The following is a 23625-nucleotide window of genomic DNA, read 5'->3' on the forward strand; positions in this document are numbered from 1 at the left end:
CTTTAGCGTAGGAAATTGACCATCACAAAGCAAATTTATACACATTTATACCATCGGCTTTTTGGTCTATGGCATATGTTCTATATTTAATTTGATATGTTTTAATTCCAAAGGGAATTCAACATAATAAATTGAATGTCAATCCATCTACCCACAAATAAATAACCAAAAGAAAAACATGAATTCAAGAAGAAAATTCATCCAAAACGGCCTCTTGCTATCTGCAGGATTAAGTATGCCGGGAATGATCCATGCTGACTCTCTGTCTGCCCTTACCAAAAAAATTGCACCTTCTGACCAATTGAATTTTGCAGTAATCGGATGTAAGGGTATGGGATGGTCTAACATGAACGCCCATCTCAAAATGCCAAACGTCAATTGTGTGGCCATTGCGGACATAGACCAAAGTGTACTTGACCAAAGGTCAGAGGATGTCAATAAACAGAGAGGAAAAAAACCACAAGTATACAAGGACTATCGCAAAATGCTTGAAAATAAGGATATCGATGCAGTGATCATCGGTACCCCTGACCATTGGCATTGCTTGACGATGGTGGACAGTCTTTCAGCGGGTAAACATGTTTACGTAGAAAAACCAATAGCCAATACCATTGAAGAATGTAACCTGATGGTAAAAGCCAAGCAACGGTATGGAAAAATGGTGCAGGTAGGCCAATGGCAGCGAAGCGGTTCCCAATATGCAGAGGCTATTGCATATGTAAAGTCAGGAAAATTGGGTCAGATCAGATTGGTAAAGACTTGGGCTTATCAGGGTTGGATGAAGCCTGTTCCGGTTAAGCCAAATGGACCTGTTCCTCAGGGAGTAGATTACGATATGTGGTTAGGACCTGCACCAAAGCGTCCATTCAATGAAAATAGATTCCATTTCAATTTCAGGTGGTTCTGGGATTATGCCGGTGGCCTGATGACGGATTGGGGAGTTCATGAGATTGACATTGCCCTATATGCAATGGGCGTCACTGCCCCAAAATCTGTAATGGCGTCAGGAGGCAAGTTTGCCTATCCGGATGATGCTTCCGAGACACCGGATACATTACAAACTGTCTATGAATACGATGGATTCAATATGCTTTGGGAACACGCTACCGGTATTGACGGCGGCAATTATGGTACCACAGAAGGAATAGCATTTATAGGAAACAATGCCACATTGGTAGTAAATAGGGGAGGATGGAAGGTTATTCCTGAAACTGAAGCCAAAGACGGAAAGAGAGTAAATAAAGTCGAAGAGATCCAATTGATCAAGCCAAACGGAAATGCCCTGGAAATACATGCCAAAGGCTTTGTAAGTTCTATTATTGAAAATGATGCTTCAAAATTGACCTGCGGGATTGAAACAGGAAGTATTGCCGCCATCAATGCCCAAATGGGAAATATCGCTTACAAAACAGGCAAGAAAGTCTATTGGGATGCTACAAAAGGTCAATTTACCGATCCTGAGGCGAATGCATTGATGAAAGCCAATTATCAAAACGGCTGGAAACTTCCAACCGTTTGATCAGCGATTAAAAGATGAAAGATTGAGGGGAAGGTTATTCATTCCGGTAGCCTTCACCCCATCTTTTGTCACCCAATCATGGGTTATTTTTACCATATTTTTTTCCAAGTCAAATTGGATGGAAATTTTTCCCGCCTTTGCATCATGCGTTTTTTCAAAAGTCAATTCATCCGGAAAATAATTCTGGCCAATGGCAGGCCCAAAAGCAAAATTTTTACCTTCTAATGTTGGGATAATTTTTGGATCCGAAAGCCCCGTAGACGGATAGACAATGTATTCACCGCTTTGAAGAGGGAAGTCAGGTAAGCTTTTTCCATTGGAAACAGAATAAAAATTGATAGACATAACAGAAGAATTGGAAATATAAGGCTGCAAAAAATTAGCATCGGTAGAAAGATCCAATCTGGCCCATACGTGGGAATCCTCACTTGAATAATTGACCGGACCGGTGATGGCGAGTTTGGCTGACTTGAATTCAAGACGTTCATCCCCTATAGAAAAGTTGCTAAATTCTGTAAAAGGATCTTCTCCGGTATCGGTGATGGTACAGGCAGAAATGCCAAAAATCAGAAAAAATGAAACAAGAATATTCCGGGACACAAATTTTACAGGTTTCATAGGTTTTAGAGATTGGCAAAGATACTAAAGATCAAAAACTGTTCCTTAAAAATAGGAGTATTCTCACCAATCATTTTCTCTTTTTACATAATTCCATTCCTGTTTTAGGATACTATAATATATGGTATCCCTTCGCCTTCCCATTGTCATCAAGGTATGGCTTCTCAGCACCCCTTCTTCAATTGCCCCAATGTTTTTGAGTGCTTTTCTTGCCTGAATATTCAATACGTCAGTTTTGAATTCTACCCTTTCCAAACCTAATATCTCAAAGCAATAAGTAAGCATCAGCTTTTTGACCTGGGAATTGATACCCACACCTTGGGAGTTTTTACCAAGCCAAGTCCATCCGATTTCCAACCTGCTGTCTCTTTCGGAAATATTGCCAAAGGCTGTCGAACCTACAATCGTGTTGGTGGTTTTTTCAATGATAACAAACTGCAGCCTCTGTTTTTGGAAAGCCGGTAAAGCCCAAGTTGCTAAACCTTCTCTGGTAGAAAGGTCATGGGTAAAAAAGCGCCACATCTCAGGATTGGAAGATAAAAGCAACAAAGCAGAAAGGTCATCTTCCGCTAATGGCCTTAACAAAACATTATCATTTTCCAATCTGAGGTTAAAATCGATCATTGGCCAGTTATCAACCCAAAGTTTCTTTTAAGACTTTATTGAAAAAGGCAACTTCCTCAATTGTCCCTGTACTAACCCTGCACCAATCATCAAAAGGAGGAAAAGGCCTTCCGACCACAACTCCCTTGGCTAACATTGTTTTCGCCAATTCTTTCACATCTTGGTTTGCATGGAAAAAAACAAAATTTGCCTGAGAGGGCAGGTAAGTCAATTTCAGTTCATCCAAGGTCGCCTCGATCATTTTTCTGGCCTCTAGGTTCTTTTGAAGACTGAATTGGTAAAAATCATTTTCCTGAAGCGCTGCTTTTCCGGCTTCAATCGCCATTATGTTGGTATTGGCAACCACCCTTTCGGAAAGTTTTTTTGCGATATCAGGCCTTGCGACAAGGTATCCCAATCTGATACCGGCTAGACCATAGACTTTGGAGAGGGTTTTGGACACAATGACGTCTTTTCCCTCCTTTACCAATTTGACCATAGAGGGATAGTTGGGATCTTCTATGTAATCGCAATAAGCTTCGTCGCTAAAAACCATCGTCTTTCTACTTACTGTTTCACAAAAATCCAAAACCTCATTTGCGGGTAGCAATTTCCCTGTTGGGTTGTTGGGATTACATAAGAAGACAAGCTTGGTCTTTGGGGAGACGCGCTTTTCAATTTCTTTCAAATCATAATTCATGTCTTTATCCAAAGGCACCCAATTGATTGTGGCACCCCAGGTTTCGGCATAGGTCATCAAGGACAGGAATGTAGGCAAACCAGAAATCACCTCATCGCCTTTTCCTGCATAAGTAATTCCTGTGATCTTTAGCCCTTCGGTAGATCCTGCAACCAATACAATATGGTCTGGAGTCACGCCTTCTTTTTTGGCTATCATTTCTACCAAAGGCGCATTGTATCCCCAAGGATACCTGCAACTGATATCAAAAGCATCCTGCATGGCCTTTCGGACTTTTTGCGAAGGTCCATATGGGTTTTCATTTGAGCCGAGCCTAATGGGATTATCCAAAGGTCTTGGATTGTACTTAACAATTTCCTCGGCTGATAGCTTGCTGAATGAACCTGTACCGGTAAGTAAAGCCGCCCCGCCGGCCAAAGATGCACTTCTTAACCAATCTCTTCTGGAAAATTTCATATGATTCTGATTTGAGTCAAAATGTAATAATATCAGTTTTTTATTCCTAATCCATACCCCAAGGATTGCGCTAAATCGGTAAATATCGCCGAAACAGAAAATTTTTTACCATTTTCATAAATGCAAGAAAAAAAACTAGGTAATTATTATCATTTTCAAAATAAAGTACTTAAATTTTATCAAATACTTATCAATTAGTCTTTTATCCCAAAATAATACTGCCATGAAAAAATTAATCATTTTCTTGTTTGTGGGTATTTTTGCCGTTTCTATGGCAAACGCCCAGGCGCCAAATTATCTGGTATTTGAGTTTATCAAAGTAGAATCGAATCAGACATATGATTTTATCGAGTTCAAGGATTTTATGGAAAAAATCTATGTGGCTGCGGTTAACGACAAAAAGATCAAAGGTTGGGACTTTTGGGCTCTGCAATCCGGTGCTGACCCGAGTGAATTCCAATACATTACCATTACCTATTATGACAATCCTGTGACGATGATGAATGGATTTCAAGACGAGGAAATGGTCAAATATGCCATGATCGCTTATCCGCATCTGACTGAAAAACAGGTGGTAGAAAAGTTTAACGAAGCGATAAAGAGCCGGGATCTGGCACAGAGAGCCTACATGCAGGAAATCGCCACAACAAAGGATAACTTCAACCTAAAAAAAGGCTCATTGGCTTCTTTTGATATGATGAAAGCAGTGGAAGGAAGATTCCAGGAATATGAAAAAGCCGAAAAAGAAGTCTTTCAAAAAATCCATCAAAGCAGAATCGAAAAGGGTTTGATGGGGAGTTGGAGTCTCTTGAGAACTGCGCTTCCCTTTGGGAGCGAGGCCAAATACACCCATTTGACCATGAATATGTTTAAAGATTACCTGCAGTTTTTTAACGGGCAGGAATATGAAGACATGGAATCCACAGCGGAACAGAGAGCTGCCATGGAAAAAGGAATCCAAGCCAGAGAACAGAAATACATTTACCTAGCTACTTTGGAGAATTCTGTCAGGTAAAGCCAAAAAAAGTAATAACGGTGACAAGCTCCAAAGGATTGTCACCGTTATTTTTTTGTTATGATTGGAGGATTTTTTCAATTTTATTCAATTCTTCGGAAGAGAAAACCAGGTTTTTGACGGCGTTCACATTTTCCGCCAATTGTTCCGGTTTGCTCACACCGACCAAAACAGTGGTAATCCTTGGATCTTTCAATAACCAGGCTATGGCCATTTGTGCCAGACTTTGACCCCGGCCCAAAGCGATTTTATTGAGTTCTCTTACTTTATTTATCACTGCCTCAGAAACCTGATCCTTTTTGAGGTATCGGCCATCCTTTGCAATTCTGCTGTCTTCCGGGATTCCTTTGAGGTATTTGTCTGTCAGGATTCCTTGTTCAAGTGGAGAAAATGCAATTGATCCGACGCCTTTTTCTCCCAAGACCTCCAATAAACCACCTTCCACCCATCTGTCAAACATGCTATATCTCGGTTGGTGGATAAACAGTGGTGTCCCCATTTCCTTCAATATTTTGTAGGCTTTGGCAGTATCTTCTGCATTGTATTGTGATATTCCGGCGTACAAAGCTTTACCCTGCCTGACGATTTGATCCAAGGCCCCCATAGTTTCCTCTAGTGGTGTTCCTGGGTCCGGTCTGTGATGGTAAAAAACATCCACATAATCGAGTCCCATTCTTTTCAAACTTTGGTCAAGTGAAGCTATCAGGTATTTTCTCGATCCGTGATTGCCATAAGGTCCCGGCCACATGTCCCAACCTGCTTTGGTAGATATGATCAGTTCGTCCCTGTATGGAAGAAAGTCCTTTTGCATAATTCTGCCAAAAGTCTCTTCAGCAGAACCATATGGAGGGCCGTAATTATTGGCTAGGTCAAAGTGGGTAATTCCAAAATCAAAGGCTTGGCGCAGGATATTCCTTGCATTTTTAAAATCAGCATTATGTCCGAAGTTATGCCATAATCCTAGGGAAATCATTGGCAACATAATGCCGCTGTTGCCGCATCTTCTAAATTCCATGGAGTCGTACCTTTCTCCATTTGCATGGTACATGGGTAGGGGCTGGTGGTCGTTGATATGCATTGTATTTATTTAAATAGGTTTTAGGATTTATTATCAATTAAATTATTGATTATTTCATCAATCTTTTCCTGGTTGTTTTGGACAAATTGGACACCTGCTCTTTTCAGAGCAGCCATATTCCTTTTGGTGGCATTTGCCATGTCAGAATTGGCATCTCCGATTGGCGGTTCCAACCTGATGTAACCTTGTCTGTTATTGCCTGCATCAAAAAGCCATTCCAACTGATGTGAAACTGTCTCCGAATTGCCTGACATCATGATATCAATCAGTGGTTTGATCCATTCTACCGTTCCAAAGTTTTTTGCTTCCTTGTAAGGAATGGGTTTTTTGACCGATCCGGTACCGATGGAGATCATCATCATGTCCTTAGAAGTTGGATTGGCAATGTCGCCAAATATACATTTTCTAGCTTCTGCATAGGCACACATCGCCGGATTATTGGCGAAAACACCACCATCTATTAACGGAAAGGATTCCGCTGCTTTGGATTGGATCAATGCCGTTTCGAAGTAGGTGGGTGCGGCAGAGGTAGCCTGACTTAAGTCCCGGACATAAAAATCCTCGGTTTCGCTTTCGACGGCCTTAGAATGCTTGAAAAACTTCGCTTTTCTTTCCTCGATGTCATATGAGGTAAAAAGGCAGGGACGAATCAGTTGGCTTAGGAGAGTGTCACCAAAATATTCATTAAGGGATTTTTTTAAATTGGTGTTCGAATACTTCTCGTCTTTGAGTCCATAGAATGTTTTGACTTTTTGGGAAAAAGGATTACTGAAAATTTCTTCCCCGTTTTTCAAATACAATTCAACAACCTCAGCGAGCGTATATTTTGGTTTTTTGGGATCATTTTCACTTGGAATCAACATTCCGCAACCCAATATCCCACCGGTACTTGTACCTGCTACAAAGTCAACATAGTCGACAAGTCTCGCATCAGGATCGAATAACCGGTCCTGAAGGCGTTGCTCAATCAGTGCCAAAATTGTTCCTGGGATGATTCCTCTGATTCCACCTCCATCAATGGAGATGATGGTTACTTTTTTCATGGTTATTTGGGTCTTGTTAAAAATAATGAACGTAAGTCGGCAGTTTTGCTGCCTATAATTTAACTGTCAGGTCGAAGCTATTCAATGATTTTTTTATTGAAAGTATTTTGATAGGATTCAATAGGTAATTTTTAGAACGGAAATTCTGCTTTTGCTATGAACTCATGCCATCAGAAATGACATAATGGATTTCTATTTCTAAATTTAACACTTTAGAGGTATCCATTTCGCTGTAGAATCAAAAAACAGTTCCTAATTATTTCCAAAAAACTGCAAGTCACCAATTAATATTTTTACTTCTTCCGTTGAAAAGGAATTAAGAAAAAACAATTATACCCAACAAAATACCCGACATTCCTATCAACAGCAAAATCAGAATCGGTTTCCAGGCCACCCTCATCCATTCTTTGTATGAAATTCCCGATGCTGCCAAAATAGCCATCAAAGCACCGTTTGTCGGAGTGACCAAATCCATGAGGCCTGCGCCGTATTGATATGCCAAAACCACAACCTGTCGGGACATACCTATCAAATCCGCAATGGGCGCCAACAATGGCATCGTCAAAACAGCCTGACCTGAAGTACTTGGCACCGGGATATGTAAAATACATTGTCCGACCAACATCGAAACTGCCGAAAGCCCAAGCGGCAAACCTTCCAAAGGGCTGAATAAACCAAGGATAATCGTGTCAATAATCTGCCCTTCCTGCATGATGAGGTAAATGCTCCGGGCCATCCCTACAATCACCCCGGCAAAGATAAGTTCTCCAAAACCCTCAGAATAGGCCCTTGCTGTCCCGTTGATTCCAAGCTTTCCCAAAATACCTGCGGTCATTCCCAAAACAAAGAAAATGGCTGACATTTCATTGTAATTCCAACCCCAATTGGTCAAGCCAAAGACCATTATTCCGAAAGTAAGGGCAACAAGAAGTAAAATAATAACATGGGAATTGGACAGTTTCATTGGTTTTTTACCAACCAAATCCGATTGGAATGAATTGTCTTTTCCGGTTTTGATAAAATAGATAATCCAAAAAGCCAAAGCCAAGATCAGAAAAACCAACCGAAACAGACTTCCTGAAAACACAGGTACTTCAGCCACTTTTTGGGCGATGATTACACCAAATGGGTTCGTTGGACCAAATGAACCACCGATTACAGCAGAACCCAAGCTGAAGGCAATAACAGCAGTTTTGGTATAGCCTATTTTGGTAGATAAAACCATCAGAAGAGGTACCATGGCAATCACCTCCTCTTGGAAACCGCTCAGGTTGCCCATGGCAGCAAAGAGTACCCCGATAATTACGGTCAGAAATGATTTGGCATTGTTGAACCTGAAAATCAAAACTTCCAACCCACGGCTGAATGCACCGGTTTTCTCAACCACATAAAATGCTCCTCCGATTATCAAAATCAAAACCACTACCTCAGCTCCTTCAATAAATCCTTCAGGAATACTGAGAAACATTTTCCCTATGCTTACAGGGTTGTTTTCCTGTTGTGTATAGCTTCCCTGAACTACAACTTCCCTGCCTGATGCTTCATCCAAAATCCGGTCATAAGATCCTGCAGGGACGATATAGGTCAGCATGGTAGCGAAACCAATAAAGACAAGCATGATGATCAGTGGGTGGGGAAAGGATAGTTTCATGGGGCAGGGCTTTATTTGGAGTCAATAGGATTGAAGTACATTTTTCGAACTCTTATAATCTCAGACCAAATCGGAAGTAACTTGAGCCTTCCTTTTTGAAACATAATCCTTGGGCAAGTATTTTAGCAATTGCTTTTTGAAGATGTGGAAATCCACAGTAATTGTATGCCTTGGGGTGTCAATTTGTCTATAATGAGGATGTGTAACTTCCTTTTCGCAAAGTTCTTTGATATTGGAAGGCCTATTCCATTTTCCGGCGATTTCCCTTGCCATGATTTTTGCCTGTAATTCTGAACCTGGCCAAATACAGCCCAAAGGTTGAAACATCCCCACAAAATAGAGATTTCGGAACTCAGGATGGAACATTTTCAAGTAAAGCGGAACCGGTCCTGAACTGTAGTCAATAAATTTTTTGTCGAAGAAAGGGTGGGAGAGGTAGTAGCCGGTGCAGGCAATAATGGTATCAAATTCATCCTCACTGCCGTCTTCAAAAATGATTTTTTTCCCTTCCAATCTTTTGATATCGGGACGTGGCTTTACTTTTCCGTGTCGGATTTTGTAAAGCAACTCGTCATTGATGGTAGGGTGGGTTTCTCCGAATTTGTTCTCCACTTTCCTCAAACCATAAAGATGGTTGTCCCCAACCATTATCTTGAGCAATACATCAAAGAAGAAACTCCTTATTTTAAGTGGAATCCAGGCACTTCTTTCACCTATTTTGTCTGAAGGCTGACCAAAAAAGAATTTGGGAATAATGCGATATCCGCGTCTCCAGGAGATGGCAGTCACCTTACTTACACGGCTTGTTTCCACCGCAACATCACAGGCAGAGTTTCCTCCGCCAATGACCAATACTTTTTTGTCTTTGAAAGGCTCTGCTTTTTTAAAGGAATGGGAGTGGAGAAATTCACCTGTAAATTTACCAGGATACGCAGGCCACCTTGGATTCCAATGATGACCGTTGCAGACAACCAAGTCAGAAAACTCCTCGGTTTTTCTTATTCCATCTGTTTCAGTGGTGATTTGCCATTTGTTCTGACTGATCCATTCGCAATGAATGACCATTGTATTGAACCGGATATGTTCTATCAGCCCAAAATGATTGGCGTAGGCTTGAAAATACCTTCTCAATTCATCATGGGATGGATAATCCGAAACTGAGGGATCGAAATCGTCAAAAGTAAAATCAGCATATTGGGACAGTGTTTTGGAACTGATGATATGCGTCGTCTCAAAAACGCTTGAATGGCCTTCATTTTCAGAATAAACCCAGTTTCCACCCACTTCTGAATTCCGGTCAAAGCATATTGCGTCAATACTTTGGTCCAGGAGATTTTTCAAAGCAGTAATTCCGGAAGGACCAGCCCCAATGACTGCGACTTTTTTAGGCATATTTAGAAATGATTTCTTCAGACATAATTTTGGTTCCAACCGATGCGGGAGCTTCAATTTTGTGAAGCCTATCAAAATTGGATATTTCGGGAATCTTTACATCGATGATGTACTTTGGAGCGTTTTTTTGACTGTATGCAATCAAACCTGCTGCCGGATAAACGGCCAAAGATGTACCGATGACAGCAAAGATATCTGCCTTTGAGGTGGCTTTGATGGCGGTCTCGATCATAGGTACATTTTCACCGAACCAAACGATAAATGGCCTCAATTGGCTTCCTTTCTCACATTTATCACCGATGTTGATCTCCCAGCCCGCCATCTCATAGACTAACCTTGGATCCAAGGTACTTTGGGATTTGAATAGTTCCCCATGGAGATGAAGGATGTTGGATGAACCAGCCCTTTCATGGAGGTTGTCGACGTTTTGGGTAATGATCGTCACATCAAAAAACTGCTCCAACCTTGTCAATTCAAAATGCGCCTGATTGGGTTGCACAGAAAGGGCCTGTTTCCTTCTTTGGTTATAAAAATCGAGCACGAGTGCTGGATTTCTTCTCCATCCCACAGGAGAAGCTACTTCCATCACATCATGCCCTTCCCAAAGTCCACCACTGTCACGGAAAGTGCTGATTCCGCTTTCGGCAGATATTCCCGCTCCGGTAAGGATTACCAATTTTTTCATTCCGATAAATCAGGTTGATGGAAAGGATTGATTACAAGCCTTCAATCTCAAGAAAAAAAATGAAAAAAAGAACATAGGAACATTCACATTCAAGCAATAAAAAAGGGGCGATTAGCCCCTTCTTCTTATGCCTTCTTTTTGGCAAACTTGCCTTTCTTTTTTATATCAGGTTGATTTTCAATTATTCCTAATGTTTCACTGTAAGTAAGGTTTTCAGCTTCCTTTCCTTTTGGAATTTTGAAATTATTTTTTCCAAACTTGATGTAAGGACCCCATCTACCGTTTAAAATCTGAATTTCAGGATTTTCTTCAAAGGTTTTGATATGTTTCTTATCATCTGCTTCTCTTTTGTCTTCAATGAGTTTGATAGCCTCTGCTTCGTTGATTGTCATCGGGTCCTGTTCTTTTCCCAAGGAGACAAATTTATCGTCATGTCTCAGGTAAGGTCCAAATTTTCCGACAGCAGCTACGATTTTTTTGTCCTCAAAATAGCCCACTTCCCTAGGTAATTTGAATAATTCCAAGGCATCTTCCAAGGTAATATTTTCGATAAACTGCCCCTTTTTCATGCTTGCAAACTGCTTCTGTTCATCCTCTTGGTCACCAATTTGTACCAAAGGTCCAAACCTCCCAAGCCGTGCGAAAACAGATTTTCCCGTTTTGGGATCTTTACCCAAATCACGCGCACTGTTGACATCTGCCCTGGCCACATTCGCCGTTTCCTCTACCCGCAAATGGAATTTACTGTAGAATCCCTCGATCATGTCTTCCCAGTTTTGTCCACCTCTTGCGATATCATCAAACTCCTTTTCTACTTTAGCTGTAAAAGAAAAGTCGATTACATTGGGAAAATGCTCAACCAGAAAGTCATTGACCACCATGGCTATGTTGGTTGGGAAAAGCTTGTTTTTATCTGCCCCGGTTACTTCTTTTTTGGTTTCTTTTGAAAACTGGCCCTTCGACAGTTTCATTTCTGTATAACTTCTGTCCGTACCTTCCCTGGATTCTTTGGTAACATAATCTCTTTTTTGGATCGTAGAGATGGTTGGAGCATATGTAGAGGGACGTCCGATTCCCATTTCTTCCAGTTTCTTTACAAGAGATGCTTCTGTATACCTCGGTGCAGGTCTGGAGAAAGTTTCTCTTCCTTTCATTTCTTCCAGATCGAGATTTTGGCCTATGCTAACAGGAGGGATAAGACCCTTATTTCCATTCTCTTCATCTTCAGGCTCATCATCGGTATCTTCAATATAGACTTTCAAAAATCCCTCAAACTTGATGACTTCACCTGAGGCAATCAATTTCTCGGGTGTGGTAGAAATACCTATGGTAACTATGGTTCTTTCAAGTTGGGCATCTGCCATCTGCGAAGCAATCGCTCTTTTCCAGATCAGTTCATACAATCGCTGTTCGTTCCGGTCACCGTTCACTTCACTTGCTGCAAAATCTGTAGGACGGATGGCTTCGTGGGCCTCTTGTGCACTTTCTGATTTTGTGGTGAACTTCCTTGGCTGATGGAATTCAGGTCCAAAAGAAGAATGGATTTCATTTTTTGCGGCAGTAATAGCATCGTCCGAGAGATTGACACTATCAGTCCTCATGTAAGTAATTTTACCGGCCTCATACAGTTTTTGGGCAACAGACATCGTTTGAGCAACTGAGAAACTCAGTTTTCTACTGGCTTCCTGTTGAAGCGTAGAGGTGGTAAATGGTGGTGCTGGTGTTTTTTTGGCGGGTTTTTTCTCCAGGTTTTCAATTAGGAAATCGGCACCGATACATTTTTTCAAAAACTCCTCTGCATCTGCCTGATTTTCAAATTTCTTTGGAAGTTCGGATGAAAGCCTCTTTCCTTTGATATCAAAAATTGCAGTAATCCTGTAAGAAGACTTCGATTTAAATTTTTCGATTTCTCTTTCTCTCTCTACAATCAGCCGAACGGCAACAGACTGAACCCTGCCTGCCGATAATCCTGCTTTGATTTTTTTCCATAGTATAGGAGAAAGTTCAAATCCCACCAACCGGTCTAAAATCCTTCTTGCCTGTTGTGCATTGACTAGGTCAATATCAATTTTTCTGGGATTTTCTATGGCCTTAAGAATTGCGTTTTTTGTGATTTCTCTAAACACGATCCTTTTGGTCTGCTCATCTTTCAAATTCAATACTTCTTTAAGATGCCAAGAAATGGCCTCCCCCTCACGGTCATCATCACTTGCCAGGTAGATGGTCTCTGCTTCTTTTACAAGGCTTTTCAATTGCTTGATCACTTCCCTCTTATCCGGTGTGATTTCGTAGGTCGGCTTAAACTTGTTTTTTACATCAATAGCGTTGTCCCCTTTCGGAAGATCGCGGACATGACCATAGCTTGATGCAACTTTAAAATCCTTACCGAGATACCCTTCAATAGTTTTTGCTTTGGCAGGTGACTCTACTATCACTAAATTTTTTGACATAATTGATTTTGCTTTAAAAGATGGGCTTGCAGCTGTAGCTATCCATTTAAAATCCTAAAAATAGACTGCAATATATTCCAATCCAAATAAAGCTGAACTTCATCTTTTTAATTGGTTCGATTTTTATCACATTTATATAGATTTAAAATCAAAAAAAATGGCTGTTTCAAGATTATTGTACTTGTTGCGACATGGTGAAGCCAAACCGGGAATCGGGCCTCTCGGAGACCTCAAAAGGCCACTTTCTGAAGCAGGGGAACTCCATATAAATCAGCTATCGAAGGTCCTGGAAAGCAGAAAAATTACTTTTGACCTGATCTTGGTAAGCCCCGCTGTCAGGACTTCACAAACCGCAAAAATTCTTTCAAAGTCTGTTTCTTCTAAAGAAATATTGGTTTTAGACGAAATCTATGATGCGGAGTTAAATGACCTGGTGAAAATTTTAAACGATGTAGAAGTTGGGGTGCAGAATTTACTATTAGTAGGGCACAATCCTTCCTTAAGTTTATTGGTCTCTTACCTCACGGGTATTGGTTCTCTCGGTTTGAATCCCGGAATGATGGCGATAATTGAGATTGTTTCGGATGAATGGAAGCAAATGGGGAAGGATAGCGGAATCCTAAAAGAAGTAATATAACCCCTGAAAAGTTTGTCCTGGACTATTCATTTTTTTCAGCCTTTTTGGCACAAAAAAAGCGCTTTCTTATTAGAAAGCGCCTTCTGGAACTGGTTTTTAGAATGATTTTAAGGATCTGAATTTTAAGAAGAAAGGTTAAAATTCAAGAACACTATAAATTCAAACCTTAAATCCCATGCTTATTTTTTCAAATCACCCTTTACTTCGTCCATGATTTTCTCAACGTCTTTGACGGCAAGGTTTTTATCCTTTGCATGGAATGAGGCAAGTTTTGCAAACGAGCCACTGAAGTAACCTGCAAGAAGGTTTTTGATTGAAAAGCTTCTGTATTCATCTTTAGAGACTATAGGAAAATACTCATGTGATTTTCCATAGGCTTTGTGATTGACAAATCCTTTTCTTTCCAAAATCCTCACTATCGTGGAGACAGTGTTGTAGGCTGGTTTGGGTTCGGACATTTTTTCAAGGATATCTTTGACGAAACCTTTCTCGATATCCCACAGAATCTGCATGATCTGCTCTTCTGCGCGGGTTAGTTCTCTCATAATGTGTTTAAGTTTAAATTCGTTTCCAACTTATCCATTTAGTTTCTTAATTCCAAGCAAAGGATTCAAATCTTTTTATTGAAATAATAAAAAAAAATAATCAGTCTCTTGATTTAGTTCATCGCTATATGATTAATTAAAAAAAATCATTTAAAAGTTATGAAATGCATATATTAACCTTTTACCAGAAAACATTGGGATACAAAAAAAAAACCTCCCTAAGGAGGTTTTTTTAAGAAGTTTTATAACTTTTCCGTTCAAATTGAACGGAGTTTGATGATACCTGTAGCATGTAGCAATTTCACTATGGGATAAGTAGGGTCAAACTCATACCATTTTACAGCAAAATTTGGACGGTTAGGAAGTTTGTGGTGATTGTTCTGAAATAATTCCCCAAGCATCAGAAGATCCAGCAACAGGCTGTTCTTTGATTTGTCATTGTTGTCAAAGTTGGCATAACCATATTTATGTCCGCTCCAGTTTACAATTGCACCATGAACAGGACCCATCATAAAATGGATTGGCAGTAAGAAGTACATCCACCAATGTGTTCCCGGCAATTCAAAAACCGAAATGCTCAAAACGTAAACCATCACATAAAACACGCCCCAAGCCAATCGAACGAACATGGTGTCGGCAAATAAATCAAACTTATTCCAATCCGGAACATCTTTTGAAAACCTTTCTTCTGGCTTTAACTTGAAGCTGAAGTAATCATTGTAGATATTTTTGGTTTTCCACATCATCGTAAAAAGGTTTTCAGTGTGGTGTGGACTATGGGGATCTTTTGGAGTATCACTGTACGCGTGGTGCATTCGGTGCAAAATGGCATAGGCCCTCGGTGATAGATATGAACTGCCTTGGCATGCCCACGTGAAAAAGTAGAAAAACTTTTCCCAATATTTATTCATGGAAAACATCTGGTGTGCAGCATACCTGTGAAGGAAGAAACTTTGGCAAAACAAAGAGAAATACCAATGCAAAAGGAAGAAAACGATTAATATCACAGTTTAAGGATTGAGATTAAGATATGGGTGTAAAGATATGTCCAAAATTCAATAATTTAATCCAAAGTCCATTGAACAGAGAAATAAATGGCAAAGATTATACCTACTTTCAATTTGCTGGTTTTTGCAGAAGCTATAAATATGCATTAACCTTGGCTCTAAAACCTGGTTGTTCATCAAAAAGTTTGAAGGTTCAGATGCAATCCTTATTTTTAAATAAAAAAGACATCATGAGCAAATCCAATGAAGTATTGAATATTATTCTGCAGCTGATTCTAGGTGCTATTTCTGTACTTATTGCCCAATATATCCTTCCCGGAGTTGCTGTTGAGGATTTTTTTACAGCTTTGGTGGTTGCGGCTTTATTGACATTGTTAAACATGACTATCAAGCCAATTTTGATTTTTTTGACAATCCCGATTACAATTTTGACTTTGGGTTTGTTTTTACTTGCGATAAATGCCATTCTGATTTTATTGGCTGCTGAGATTATTCCGGGATTTTCGGTGGACGGCTTTTGGTGGGCTTTATTATTTAGCCTTATTTTAAGCTTAATCAATTCTCTGTTAGGGGTGAATCTGGGTAGGACACGGTAGTGTCGGGAATGGTTTGGTCATAGAGTCTTTTATAATAAATTTTTTCTCCACTTTGGTTTTTGAAGTAATGCTTTTGAATTGATTTTTCAATAAAAACCAATAACACGTTCTTTTCTGTTTCCACATTTTTCTCAGATAATTCAATTGTTTCTAAAAGCTCAAAATGAAATTTGGGTTGGGGCTCACAATTTTCAAAGACAGCTTTTTCGACCATAAAGATTTCTTCTTCGGGATCTATGCCGATAATTTTTTTCTTGTCTGATACTCCTACGACGATAATTCCTCCCTCGGTATTTGCGAACGCTACCAAAGTTTTGGCAATTTTTTGGGCCGAGGTGATGGATTGTTTAAAATCAATGGACTTGCCTTCTTTTCTGTTAAAGAGGTTTTTTAATAATTCTTCATTTTTTTTTGGTAACAACATTTTTTTATAATATAAATACTTGTATTTTAATTACTTAAATGAAAAATATTTTGCATCAGTGGTCAATATGCTTTTAAGTTAGCAGAAACCGTTGTATGTTGTCTTCAATTTTAGCAACTTTTATCATATGAAATACCAAAATGAAGGTTTTGTTCCTGAAACAATCGCAGCCTTAAAAAAAGAACTTGAAGCTTCTAAGAAGAATTTCAAGATTGTAGCCGGTGAAGATAATTCCGAGGAATTTGTAAATTTTTATTTTATAGGAATGCACGAAGGCAAGGAAGTAATTTATGATGCTGCACTTTATACATTAAGGCTCCATCATGCATCTGAGGTCTATGAACTTGCAGAACATGAAGCGGCCAAGAAATTCTCCAATTTTAAGGGGATACATTATGAAGAAGATGAAAATGGCAATCTTAAGCCGCTAAGCAGCGAGGAGGAGGAGATCGGATGGTTTATGACAGAAATCATCATGGACATTGAAGAGGATGAATCTGTGAAAGTCCAGGAATTTGTAGATGTGGACATGAACCATGACTATGGCATCGGGTTAGATGCAGCACTGAATGTGGACCAAATAGATGAAAGGGTAATTACGAAATTTGTCAAGGAGTTTAACGAGGACACCTTGGTTTTGGACGACACAATGTATGCCTTCCAATCTGAGGAGGAAGATGTGGATGATTAGAAGGGAAGTTTTGACAAACCATTTTTAGAAACGCTTGTTATACGACAAGCGTTTTTCATGTTATGCTTAAAATTGCCTGGTCACCGATTTATTGCCATCCTCTTCCCGAAGGACACCGATTCCCGATGGAAAAATATAACCTGCTTCCTGAACAGCTTCTCTATGAAGGAACAATAAAGGAGTCAAATTTTTTTTCCCCTTCTTTTCTTCAGGAAAAGTGGATTTTAAATACCCACCAACAGAGTTATTTTGAAAGGCTAAAATCCCTTAATCTTAATAAATCCGAAATAAGGAAAACAGGTTTTCCTCTCAGCCAGGAATTGGTCCAAAGAGAAATACAAATTATGCAAGGTTCAGTTCAGGCATCGGTTTTTGCTTTGGAATTTGGGATTGGAATGAACATCGCCGGTGGTACCCATCATGCTTTTTCGGATAGGGGTGAAGGCTTCTGTTTATTGAACGACATTGCGATTGCGTCAAATTTTCTTTTGAACAATAATTTGGTAAAGAAAATCCTGGTAGTGGACCTTGATGTTCATCAAGGCAACGGAACAGCAAGTATTTTTGATGGGAATTCATCTGTCTTTACTTTCAGTATGCATGGAGCTTCTAATTATCCTTTGCACAAGGAATCTTCAGACCTCGATATAGGTTTGCCTGACCAAACAGATGATGTACATTATCTCAAAATCTTGAAAGAAACCTTACCGGGATTGATCGACTCCTTTGAGCCTGATTTTATCATTTACCAAAGCGGCGTGGATGTTTTGGGTTCGGATAAGCTAGGAAGATTGGCAATGAGTATTTCCGGCTGTAAAGAAAGAGATAAAATGGTTTTAGAATTGGCAAAAATCAACGCTATACCCATAATGTGCTGCATGGGTGGAGGTTATTCCGAAAAATTGAGTCATATCATTGAGGCACATGCCAATACATTCAGGCTTGCTCAGGATCTATATTTCTAAAAAAATGAAAAAACTAAAAAGAAAATGGCTTTTATATGCGTTGACCGGGATTTTGGTCATGGGATTTGGGTTTAGTGTCATGGGAGAGGCGCTGATAGCCAAAGCATCTGGCAAATCTTTTGTGAATTGGTTTTTGGTAGGGACGGCAGGTTTGGCTTTGATTTTCGCAGGATTGTCGGTTTTTGGTCAGGCCGTTGTTTACAAATCCATTCTGGATCAAAATAAAAACGGTCTTTAACGGAAATTAACAATTGACCCCTGAAATAAAATTTGCAAAAAAGATACTTTGTTTATATTTGCGCCAATTAGAAAAAATACAAACGTGAAAAAAACAGCAAAATTATTAATCTTGTCAGGTATTCTAGCTTTGACATTTTCTTCGTGTGACCAAGCTGGTAAAACCACTGAAGGAGCGGCATCCACCGAAACAAAAGAAACAGCAAGTGTGGCTGATCTGAAAGTTGCTTATGTGATGACCGACAGCGTGATTGCCCGATATACTTATTTCAAAGAGAAATCCGGTGACATCACCCAAAAGGGAAAGAATTTTGAAAGTGAATTAGGCTCAAGAGCAAAGGGATTTGAGCAAGAAGTCGCTAATTTTCAACAGTCTGCCCAATCCATGACACCTAATCAAGCACGTGCCAAGCAAGAGGAATTGGTGAAAAAAGAACAAAATCTCGTTACCTATAGGGATAACATCATGCAGGAATTGTCCGGTGATGAAGCCAAATTATACAGTGATGTCTATGACCAGATTCAAGTATATCTGACTGAATATGCCCAGGCAAATAACCTAGAGATGGTCCTTTCATATACCCGAGGCGGAGCGATTTGGTATTCCAATAAAGCTTTGGATATCACCGATATCGTAGTAGAAGGAATCAACAAAAAGTATGAAGCTTCAAAAGTTCCGGCTCCTGCCAAATAAGCATTCCGTTTATTCCCAAAAGCCCGTCATTACATGTCGGGCTTTTTTTATGTCTATTAAATTGGTACTTTTGCACCGGAAATTTCAAAAACTGCTATATGAAAATCACAGAATTTTTAAAACATAATTTTAGACATTTCAATGCTGCTGCCCTGATAGATGCGGCTGAGGGCTATAAGACCCATCTGGACAACAACGGAAAGATGATGGTTACCTTGGCAGGGGCAATGTCTACAGCTGAAATGGGTATTTCGCTTGCCGAAATGATCCGTCAAAATAAAATTCAAATCATATCCTGTACCGGCGCCAACTTGGAGGAAGATGTCTTCAATTTGGTTGCACATGATTATTATGAGAGAATCCCAAATTACAGGGAATTGTCTCCTGCTCAAGAACAGGATTTGCTTAGCAGACACATGAACAGGGTAACGGATACTTGCATCCCTGAAATGGAAGCCATGAGAAGGATCGAAAATGTGATTTTGGAAGAATGGGTGAAAGCAGATCAGGCAGGAGAATGTTATTTTCCACATGAGTTTTTCTACAAAATCCTTTTATCTGGCAAGTTGGATGCAAGCTTTCAGATTGATCCAAAAAATTCTTGGCTGTTGGAAGCTGCCAAAAAGAACCTGCCAATCATCGTACCTGGTTGGGAAGATTCAACTTTGGGCAACATGTTTGCCGGTCACGTAATTTCCGGAGATGTAAAGAATGTCCATACTGTAAGGACCGGGATTGAGTACATGATGTTTCTTGCTGAATGGTATACCCAAAATGCAAAAGAAGAAAGTACTGTCGGATTTTTTCAAATTGGCGGGGGAATTGCTGGTGATTTTCCGATTTGTGTTGTTCCGATGCTTCATCAGGATCTTCAGCGAGACAATGTGCCGCTTTGGGGTTATTTCTGTCAGATTTCAGATTCTACGACTTCTTATGGATCCTATTCCGGCGCAGTGCCAAATGAAAAAATTACCTGGGGAAAACTTGGACTTGACACACCAAAATATATTATAGAATCAGACGCAACGATTGTTGCACCTCTGATTTTTGCAATTGTCTTAGACCAATAAAATGAAATTAACCAGTATCCGTATTTCGATAAAAGCAAGTGGGCTATCCCTACTTGCTTTTTTCCTTTATTCTGGGTTGTTCGGCCAAGAAATAACCCCGATAAAACCATTGAACTCACCTTACGATGAGCAAAATCCTGTTTTCTCCATAAGTGGTGAACTGTTTTTTACCATTGGCTTTCATCCCGAAAATACCGGCGGTCCAACTGACTTCGGTGATATTTGGGTTGGCAAAATGGATGGGAACGGGGTTTGGCAAAAACCCCAAAGAATATCGGACCTGTCTACACAAGGCAATGATGTTTTCGTCGGATTCTTGGATCCTTTGACAGCTTTGGTTTACCAAAGTGGTCAAAATGGAAAGAAACAGGGGATTCACCAATACGCACGATTTGGTAACTCCTGGAATTACATCCGTCCCCTGGAAATGGGGAATTTTAAAAACAATGGTTCACATTTCAGTGGCAGACTTTCTTCGGATGGCAATATCATTGTAATGTCTATGGCTTCTTTTGGGAGTTTTGGAAATGAAGATATCTATGTCAGTTTCAAACAATCGGAAGCCGTCTGGACCTCACCTTTCAATTTGGGGCCACAGATCAATACATATGCCCAAGAATTTACCCCTTATCTTTCTGAGGATCTTCAAACCCTTTATTTTTCATCCAATTCTAAAGAAACAAGGAGGGGAAAGGATATTTATTATTCCCAAAGAACCGGTAAAAGTTGGGATAGCTGGACGGTTCCTTTGCCGATTCAACACACAAATACCCAAGGCTCTGAAATGGGTTATGCAAAAGCTACGGGAAAAGATGGTATTGCGATTTTTACAAGTACACAAAACAGTGAGGGTTTTGGAGACTTTTTTATAGTAAAATTCCAGACAATTGAACCTCTAGCCGCTGAGGAAGTCACGATCCCCGAACTGCCAAAAGCAACTACACAAGAGGATGTTGCTCCAAAAACCGAAGCTTTGGTGGTTTTGGAAAAATCTGATTCTGTGAAAATAAAAACTGAGTCAGTTAAACCGGTTATACCAACCATGGTGGTTGAAACGGTTTCAAGAATTACTGAAACAATTCCTGAAATAATTCCTGTCAATCCTTCAATCCCCAAAACATCACAAAGAAGGGAGGAAGTAAAAATACTGGACGCACAAACCAAAAATCCTATTGAACACAAAATTGAGATAGGTAATAAAAGGGGTATAAAAAGAGTTGTTCCTAGTCAGGAACAGCTTTGGAATGAATTGGAAGATCCTCAATGGGTCAATTTTACTGTCAGCTCTAAAGGATACATTCCCAAACTTTTAGACAGAAACAGCTGGATCGAATTGGAAGGAAAAGAAATCTTGATGAAAGCTGCCGTTGCAGGAACGGCCATAATTTTGGAAAATATCCAGTTTAACCGAGGGACATCTGATTTTGCAGATTCCAGATCTATACAGGTCCTTGATGATTTTGTATTGTTTCTCAAAGAAAATCCTGAAATCAAAATAAGATTGGAAGGACATACAGATAACTCAGGAGATCCTTCACTGAACAAAGACTTGTCAATGAAAAGGGCTTCAAAAATCAGGGCCTATCTCACGATCAATGGAATTGAATTTGAAAGAATCAGAACATCCGGATGGGGTGGAACTCGACCAATTGCAGATAACAATACTGAGGAAGGAAGAACCATCAACAGAAGGGTTGAAATGCTGATTGAAAATTGATCTTCCTAGTTTAGATTAATGGTTATATATTATTGAAAATCAATAGTATATAACCATTTTTTTTATTTTATTTTTAACTTATTGACAGAGAGCTATTTCTAATTCGCTCATGTCGTTTTTTATATTTCTGATCCAATCACCCGACCAAATCAGCCATCATTTTTTGTTGAAGGCTAAACAAAAAATAATAATTCAAGTATGGAATAGTAAATATTTGCTAAAGGCATTTATATTAGTACATACCCAAATTAACCGATGATAGAAAAGAAGAAATTAACTTTGAAAGATATTGCAAAAGAACTTGGGATATCGGTTTCTACAGCTTCACGCGCTTTAAAAGAACACCCTGATATTGCCAAAGATACGATTCGTTCAGTTAAGGAATATGCGGAAGCCCATCATTATGTTCCTAATTTTTTGGCAGTCAATTTCAGAAAAAGCAGGACTTTCAATATTGGCCTTATTGTGCCTGAGTTGGTACACCATTTTTTTTCTACCGTAATCAGCGGTGCCATTGATGAGGCTAAAAAGCATGGCTATAATGTATTGGTTAGTCAATCAAATGACTTACTTAAAGACGAAAAATTTGCCTGCCGCACCATGTTGGCATCAAGTGTAGATGGATTGTTAATTTCAATTTCCAATGAAACTTTGGAAGGAGATCATTTATTGGATTTTATTTCCGAAGGTAAACCTGTCATCCAATTTGATAAAATCACAGACCATCTCGACACTCCCAAGGTGACGGTAGACGATTTTGAAGGTGCGTATCAGGCTGTAAGCCATTTGATAAACCAAGGATACCGCAAAATCGCACACCTTAGAGGTAGAGAAAATGTCAAAAATGCCAATGAGCGGTTTGAAGGCTATAAAAAGGCTATTTCAGATCAAAATTTGGAGTATTCTGATGCTTGGGTGAAATCCTGTACTTCTATAACTGAACAGGAAGGCTTTGATTTTACCAAAGAACTGATGGAAGGAAGCAATCCGCCGGATGCATTTTTTTGCATTACAGACCTTGTGGCATTGGGTGTAATCAAGTACTTGAATGAAGCAGGATATCAAATTCCCCAGCAGGTTGGCGTGATTGGATTCAGCAATTGGAAACTCGCAGAAGTGGTAAGTCCAGGATTAAGTTCGGTGGACCAACACGGATATGAAATGGGGATTAAATCCATGAAACTTCTTCTCGAATTGATACAAAACCATGATTTGGAAAACCACGAAACATTTGAAATCAAAACGAAATTAATTGTAAGGGAGTCTTCTTTAAAAAACAGAAAAACATAACATTATCTTAACATTAATGTAAAGAATTTTTAATGTTGTAAGGCAAAAAATGAATTGAATGCTATATTTGTGTATTCAAAATGCGATTTATGGAAACCTTCTTTTCTTTTGCCCTCTTGACCGTTACCTACACATTGTTTTTTTTATCCATTTATCCGGAAAAGTACCTGAAAAAAATCAGCCATATCTACAGCCATAGGAATTTTCCAGAATACACCAAATTCTCACTTTCCGCACCGATATTTCTTTCATTTCTATTGGGATATTCATTGGCAGCAACCATGGTATTTCTTTTTATCCAATAGGAAAAAAGTATAAAACCATCAAAATTACATTTGAGTTATTCAATCAGTATTTTTAAATTTGATTATTTCCAACTTTAAAAACTGACAGTCATGGGTAAAGGAGACATCAAATCCCGGAAAGGAAAAATCTGGAAAGGATCATTTGGGGCCAGCAGACCAAAATCCAAAAGGAACCAAGCTTCGAGGAAAATCAAACTCGGCTTTTCAAAAAAGTGATTTTCCGGAATCAAAGCATTG

The 23625-nt window shown here is 39.5% G+C and carries 25 protein-coding genes; 13 read left to right on the forward strand and 12 right to left on the reverse strand.

The features are described from left to right. Positions 1–178: 178 nt before the first annotated feature. Positions 179–1519 carry a Gfo/Idh/MocA family protein gene (locus DQW11_RS00340; RefSeq protein WP_113922014.1) on the forward strand — a complete coding sequence of 447 codons (1341 nt, stop codon included), beginning with the start codon at positions 179–181 and terminating at the stop codon, positions 1517–1519. Here the strand turns inward: DQW11_RS00340 and DQW11_RS00345 are convergent, their stop codons facing one another. The 3 genes from DQW11_RS00345 to DQW11_RS00355 all read right to left on the reverse strand — a co-directional run bounded on the left by DQW11_RS00345 (position 1520) and on the right by DQW11_RS00355 (position 3896). After that, the gene (locus tag DQW11_RS00345) at positions 1520–2137 is read right to left on the reverse strand and encodes a hypothetical protein (protein WP_113922015.1); all 618 of its coding nucleotides are present in this window, start codon (positions 2135–2137) and stop codon (positions 1520–1522) included. A gap of 63 nt (positions 2138–2200) precedes the next feature. Further along, positions 2201–2761, reverse strand: coding sequence for a GNAT family N-acetyltransferase (locus tag DQW11_RS00350; protein WP_113922016.1), 561 nt, complete (start codon positions 2759–2761; stop codon positions 2201–2203). A gap of 10 nt (positions 2762–2771) precedes the next feature. Then, positions 2772–3896: a pyridoxal phosphate-dependent aminotransferase gene (locus DQW11_RS00355; RefSeq protein ID WP_113922017.1), complete on the reverse strand. Its 1125-nt coding sequence runs from the start codon at positions 3894–3896 to the stop codon at positions 2772–2774. A gap of 223 nt (positions 3897–4119) precedes the next feature. Here DQW11_RS00355 and DQW11_RS00360 point away from each other — a divergent pair, with 223 nt between their 5' ends. Beyond that, positions 4120–4911, forward strand: coding sequence for a hypothetical protein (locus DQW11_RS00360; RefSeq protein WP_198669815.1), 792 nt, complete (start codon positions 4120–4122; stop codon positions 4909–4911). A gap of 58 nt (positions 4912–4969) precedes the next feature. Here DQW11_RS00360 and mgrA read toward each other — a convergent pair whose 3' ends face one another. The 6 genes from mgrA to topA all read right to left on the reverse strand — a co-directional run bounded on the left by mgrA (position 4970) and on the right by topA (position 13210). Then, complete coding sequence (gene mgrA / locus DQW11_RS00365) at positions 4970–5989, reverse strand: L-glyceraldehyde 3-phosphate reductase (protein ID WP_113922018.1); 1020 nt, start codon at positions 5987–5989, stop codon at positions 4970–4972. A 20-nt stretch (positions 5990–6009) separates the two neighbouring features. Then, positions 6010–7032, reverse strand: a complete 1023-nt coding sequence (locus DQW11_RS00370) for a patatin-like phospholipase family protein (RefSeq protein ID WP_113922019.1) — start codon at positions 7030–7032, stop codon at positions 6010–6012. Positions 7033–7348: 316 nt separating this feature from the next. Continuing rightward, positions 7349–8683, reverse strand: coding sequence for a YfcC family protein (locus DQW11_RS00375; protein WP_113922020.1), 1335 nt, complete (start codon positions 8681–8683; stop codon positions 7349–7351). A 60-nt stretch (positions 8684–8743) separates the two neighbouring features. After that, positions 8744–10075: a flavin-containing monooxygenase gene (locus DQW11_RS00380; RefSeq protein ID WP_113922021.1), complete on the reverse strand. Its 1332-nt coding sequence runs from the start codon at positions 10073–10075 to the stop codon at positions 8744–8746. After that, on the reverse strand, positions 10068–10760 hold the full coding sequence (locus DQW11_RS00385) for an SIR2 family NAD-dependent protein deacylase (protein WP_113922022.1): 693 nt from the start codon (positions 10758–10760) through the stop codon (positions 10068–10070). The genes DQW11_RS00380 and DQW11_RS00385 overlap by 8 nt, the downstream gene beginning before the upstream one ends. Before the next feature lie 125 nt (positions 10761–10885). After that, a complete protein-coding gene (gene topA, locus DQW11_RS00390) occupies positions 10886–13210 on the reverse strand; it encodes a type I DNA topoisomerase (protein WP_113922023.1) in 2325 nt (774 codons plus the stop codon). Between the two features lie 157 nt (positions 13211–13367). Here topA and DQW11_RS00395 point away from each other — a divergent pair, with 157 nt between their 5' ends. Continuing rightward, the gene (locus DQW11_RS00395; protein ID WP_113922024.1) at positions 13368–13847 is read left to right on the forward strand and encodes a SixA phosphatase family protein; all 480 of its coding nucleotides are present in this window, start codon (positions 13368–13370) and stop codon (positions 13845–13847) included. A 179-nt stretch (positions 13848–14026) separates the two neighbouring features. Here DQW11_RS00395 and DQW11_RS00400 read toward each other — a convergent pair whose 3' ends face one another. Beyond that, the gene (locus DQW11_RS00400; protein ID WP_113922025.1) at positions 14027–14392 is read right to left on the reverse strand and encodes a BlaI/MecI/CopY family transcriptional regulator; all 366 of its coding nucleotides are present in this window, start codon (positions 14390–14392) and stop codon (positions 14027–14029) included. Positions 14393–14649: 257 nt separating this feature from the next. Then, positions 14650–15399 carry an acyl-CoA desaturase gene (locus DQW11_RS00405; protein WP_113922026.1) on the reverse strand — a complete coding sequence of 250 codons (750 nt, stop codon included), beginning with the start codon at positions 15397–15399 and terminating at the stop codon, positions 14650–14652. Positions 15400–15629: 230 nt separating this feature from the next. Between DQW11_RS00405 and DQW11_RS00410 the strand changes: the two genes are divergently transcribed. Beyond that, positions 15630–15995: a phage holin family protein gene (locus DQW11_RS00410; protein WP_113923135.1), complete on the forward strand. Its 366-nt coding sequence runs from the start codon at positions 15630–15632 to the stop codon at positions 15993–15995. On the opposite strand, the gene DQW11_RS00415 is transcribed toward DQW11_RS00410, so the two are convergent. Next, the gene (locus tag DQW11_RS00415) at positions 15955–16419 is read right to left on the reverse strand and encodes an AlbA family DNA-binding domain-containing protein (RefSeq protein ID WP_198669816.1); all 465 of its coding nucleotides are present in this window, start codon (positions 16417–16419) and stop codon (positions 15955–15957) included. The two genes, DQW11_RS00410 and DQW11_RS00415, sit on opposite strands and share 41 nt — an antisense overlap. Before the next feature lie 127 nt (positions 16420–16546). Here DQW11_RS00415 and DQW11_RS00420 point away from each other — a divergent pair, with 127 nt between their 5' ends. From DQW11_RS00420 to DQW11_RS00460, 9 genes are all read left to right on the forward strand, one after another. Beyond that, the gene (locus DQW11_RS00420) at positions 16547–17110 is read left to right on the forward strand and encodes a hypothetical protein (protein WP_113922027.1); all 564 of its coding nucleotides are present in this window, start codon (positions 16547–16549) and stop codon (positions 17108–17110) included. A gap of 62 nt (positions 17111–17172) precedes the next feature. Then, complete coding sequence (locus tag DQW11_RS00425; protein ID WP_113922028.1) at positions 17173–18075, forward strand: histone deacetylase family protein; 903 nt, start codon at positions 17173–17175, stop codon at positions 18073–18075. Between the two features lie 4 nt (positions 18076–18079). Beyond that, complete coding sequence (locus DQW11_RS00430; RefSeq protein WP_113922029.1) at positions 18080–18313, forward strand: hypothetical protein; 234 nt, start codon at positions 18080–18082, stop codon at positions 18311–18313. Between the two features lie 84 nt (positions 18314–18397). Further along, the gene (locus DQW11_RS00435) at positions 18398–19006 is read left to right on the forward strand and encodes an OmpH family outer membrane protein (protein WP_113922030.1); all 609 of its coding nucleotides are present in this window, start codon (positions 18398–18400) and stop codon (positions 19004–19006) included. A 98-nt stretch (positions 19007–19104) separates the two neighbouring features. Next, positions 19105–20076: a deoxyhypusine synthase family protein gene (locus DQW11_RS00440; RefSeq protein ID WP_113922031.1), complete on the forward strand. Its 972-nt coding sequence runs from the start codon at positions 19105–19107 to the stop codon at positions 20074–20076. A gap of 1 nt (position 20077) precedes the next feature. Beyond that, positions 20078–21793: an OmpA family protein gene (locus DQW11_RS00445; RefSeq protein WP_113922032.1), complete on the forward strand. Its 1716-nt coding sequence runs from the start codon at positions 20078–20080 to the stop codon at positions 21791–21793. A gap of 255 nt (positions 21794–22048) precedes the next feature. Beyond that, positions 22049–23083 carry a LacI family DNA-binding transcriptional regulator gene (locus DQW11_RS00450; RefSeq protein ID WP_113922033.1) on the forward strand — a complete coding sequence of 345 codons (1035 nt, stop codon included), beginning with the start codon at positions 22049–22051 and terminating at the stop codon, positions 23081–23083. 89 nt (positions 23084–23172) lie between these two features. After that, the gene (locus tag DQW11_RS00455) at positions 23173–23388 is read left to right on the forward strand and encodes a hypothetical protein (protein WP_113922034.1); all 216 of its coding nucleotides are present in this window, start codon (positions 23173–23175) and stop codon (positions 23386–23388) included. 90 nt (positions 23389–23478) lie between these two features. Continuing rightward, positions 23479–23604: a 30S ribosomal protein THX gene (locus DQW11_RS00460; protein WP_113922035.1), complete on the forward strand. Its 126-nt coding sequence runs from the start codon at positions 23479–23481 to the stop codon at positions 23602–23604. The last annotated feature ends 21 nt before the right edge of the window (positions 23605–23625 follow it).

This window comes from Cognataquiflexum aquatile (assembly GCF_003316845.1).
GTDB lineage: Bacteria > Bacteroidota > Bacteroidia > Cytophagales > Cyclobacteriaceae > Cognataquiflexum > Cognataquiflexum aquatile.

Excerpts from the sequence above, each read along its gene's own strand:
- DQW11_RS00425 (WP_113922028.1), top strand. The coding sequence starts at position 17,173 with ATGCTTAAAATTGCCTGGTCACCGATTTATTGCCATCCTCTTCCCGAA.
- mgrA (WP_113922018.1), bottom strand. The coding sequence starts at position 5,989 with ATGCATATCAACGACCACCAGCCCCTACCCATGTACCATGCAAATGGA.
- DQW11_RS00420 (WP_113922027.1), top strand. The coding sequence starts at position 16,547 with ATGAAATACCAAAATGAAGGTTTTGTTCCTGAAACAATCGCAGCCTTA.
- DQW11_RS00450 (WP_113922033.1), top strand. The coding sequence starts at position 22,049 with ATGATAGAAAAGAAGAAATTAACTTTGAAAGATATTGCAAAAGAACTT.
- DQW11_RS00460 (WP_113922035.1), top strand. The coding sequence starts at position 23,479 with ATGGGTAAAGGAGACATCAAATCCCGGAAAGGAAAAATCTGGAAAGGA.
- DQW11_RS00415 (WP_198669816.1), bottom strand. The coding sequence starts at position 16,419 with ATGTTGTTACCAAAAAAAAATGAAGAATTATTAAAAAACCTCTTTAAC.
- DQW11_RS00440 (WP_113922031.1), top strand. The coding sequence starts at position 19,105 with ATGAAAATCACAGAATTTTTAAAACATAATTTTAGACATTTCAATGCT.
- DQW11_RS00410 (WP_113923135.1), top strand. The coding sequence starts at position 15,630 with ATGAGCAAATCCAATGAAGTATTGAATATTATTCTGCAGCTGATTCTA.
- DQW11_RS00350 (WP_113922016.1), bottom strand. The coding sequence starts at position 2,761 with ATGATCGATTTTAACCTCAGATTGGAAAATGATAATGTTTTGTTAAGG.
- DQW11_RS00370 (WP_113922019.1), bottom strand. The coding sequence starts at position 7,032 with ATGAAAAAAGTAACCATCATCTCCATTGATGGAGGTGGAATCAGAGGA.
- DQW11_RS00380 (WP_113922021.1), bottom strand. The coding sequence starts at position 10,075 with ATGCCTAAAAAAGTCGCAGTCATTGGGGCTGGTCCTTCCGGAATTACT.
- DQW11_RS00345 (WP_113922015.1), bottom strand. The coding sequence starts at position 2,137 with ATGAAACCTGTAAAATTTGTGTCCCGGAATATTCTTGTTTCATTTTTT.
- DQW11_RS00445 (WP_113922032.1), top strand. The coding sequence starts at position 20,078 with ATGAAATTAACCAGTATCCGTATTTCGATAAAAGCAAGTGGGCTATCC.
- DQW11_RS00400 (WP_113922025.1), bottom strand. The coding sequence starts at position 14,392 with ATGAGAGAACTAACCCGCGCAGAAGAGCAGATCATGCAGATTCTGTGG.
- DQW11_RS00360 (WP_198669815.1), top strand. The coding sequence starts at position 4,120 with ATGAAAAAATTAATCATTTTCTTGTTTGTGGGTATTTTTGCCGTTTCT.
- DQW11_RS00375 (WP_113922020.1), bottom strand. The coding sequence starts at position 8,683 with ATGAAACTATCCTTTCCCCACCCACTGATCATCATGCTTGTCTTTATT.
- DQW11_RS00430 (WP_113922029.1), top strand. The coding sequence starts at position 18,080 with ATGAAAAAACTAAAAAGAAAATGGCTTTTATATGCGTTGACCGGGATT.
- DQW11_RS00395 (WP_113922024.1), top strand. The coding sequence starts at position 13,368 with ATGGCTGTTTCAAGATTATTGTACTTGTTGCGACATGGTGAAGCCAAA.
- DQW11_RS00385 (WP_113922022.1), bottom strand. The coding sequence starts at position 10,760 with ATGAAAAAATTGGTAATCCTTACCGGAGCGGGAATATCTGCCGAAAGC.
- DQW11_RS00340 (WP_113922014.1), top strand. The coding sequence starts at position 179 with ATGAATTCAAGAAGAAAATTCATCCAAAACGGCCTCTTGCTATCTGCA.
- DQW11_RS00455 (WP_113922034.1), top strand. The coding sequence starts at position 23,173 with ATGGAAACCTTCTTTTCTTTTGCCCTCTTGACCGTTACCTACACATTG.
- topA (WP_113922023.1), bottom strand. The coding sequence starts at position 13,210 with ATGTCAAAAAATTTAGTGATAGTAGAGTCACCTGCCAAAGCAAAAACT.
- DQW11_RS00355 (WP_113922017.1), bottom strand. The coding sequence starts at position 3,896 with ATGAAATTTTCCAGAAGAGATTGGTTAAGAAGTGCATCTTTGGCCGGC.